This is a genomic window from Bacteriovorax sp. DB6_IX (assembly GCF_000447775.1).
GTDB lineage: Bacteria > Bdellovibrionota > Bacteriovoracia > Bacteriovoracales > Bacteriovoracaceae > Halobacteriovorax_A.
Window position 1 is genome coordinate 1 of sequence record NZ_AUNJ01000407.1, and the last position, 1,211, is coordinate 1,211.

At 32.2% G+C, this 1,211-nt stretch carries 2 protein-coding genes; both read left to right on the forward strand.

What is annotated here, in order from left to right:
* Positions 1–845, forward strand: an 845-nt coding sequence (locus M901_RS12775) for a hypothetical protein (RefSeq protein WP_034722179.1), incomplete at its 5' end; no start/stop codon positions are given.
* A 2-nt stretch (positions 846–847) separates the two neighbouring features.
* Positions 848–1,211 (forward strand): radical SAM protein (locus M901_RS12780; RefSeq protein ID WP_021278620.1); only part of this gene is annotated, 364 nt, incomplete at its 3' end.

Here is a 1,211-nt window from a genome sequence, read left to right on the forward strand (position 1 = left end):
CATCTGAAGAACAGATGGAATTTTTGGATTATTTAAGGGGCATAGATAATGTCATAAAAAGTAAAAATGATTGTAAATCTCTATATTACTGTGGATTTTCCAAGAAAGATACATCGTCAGAGTTTGATGAAATCAGATTTTATTTTAAGACATTTGGAGTGGATGAGAGTATTCACTATGATGAAGAAATCAGCAGTTATTTAGAAAAAAATGTTGAAATTAAAGAGGATAGGACTTTTCAGCTCGTGAGGGAACTGATTCAAACCAGGAAAGCTGGATTAAGATGTCTGGGATTAGAATTTGATGATTCGTTTGTTACAAGAGTCAAATATTATTTATGTCAGATTCCTGGCGGCGATGAGATAAAAGAATTGTTACATAAACTGAAAGAAGTAAACGAGTATACTTCACAGGCAGAAAGGATTCTTTCCGTATGGGATCAAATATCCAATTTACGATGCGATATGATTCAATTATCAAGCGGATATAAAAATGAAAATGCAAACATTAATTTATATCTTTGTGCAAGGGAAAGATATAAGCAGAAATATTATGCATTAGAGGAAGGTGCTGTTTTACGTGATATCGGAGGTGTTTTTTTCTTAGTCAATATTCATGAGAAGCATTATTATGATTTGAAACATTTACTGTCCGTAAATGAAACCGGACAAGTTATTATCAGGTATTTGCAGGATAACAAAATATGTACGTTAGATGGAATTGTGTCACATTTAAGATCAAAAATAATAAATTATACGCCTGAATTATACCCGATAATTTATGAGGATTGTAAAGCGTTTATTGAAAATTTGTATCACAATAATTATTTAAAGGAAGTGAATTGATCGTGTTTGCGGAGGAAACGTATACAGGAAAGAGTGATTCAATTGAAAAGATTAAAGAAAAATTCTGGACCAAAAACAGACATCCACATGTAGGCGGTATGGAATTAACTCCTTATTGCAATCTGCAGTGTGTCCATTGCTATCTGCAGGACCAGAAAAAAAAAGACCTGCTTTCTACAGAGCAGATTAAAGCTATTATAGACAAGTTATTTGATGCAGGAGTGTTATTTTTATATTTTACCGGTGGAGAGATTTTTACCAGAACAGATTTTCTTACTATTTATAAATATGCAAAACGAAAGGGTTTTATTGTTGAATTATTGACAAATGGTACGTTGATAACGCAAGAGGCTATTGACGTATTTG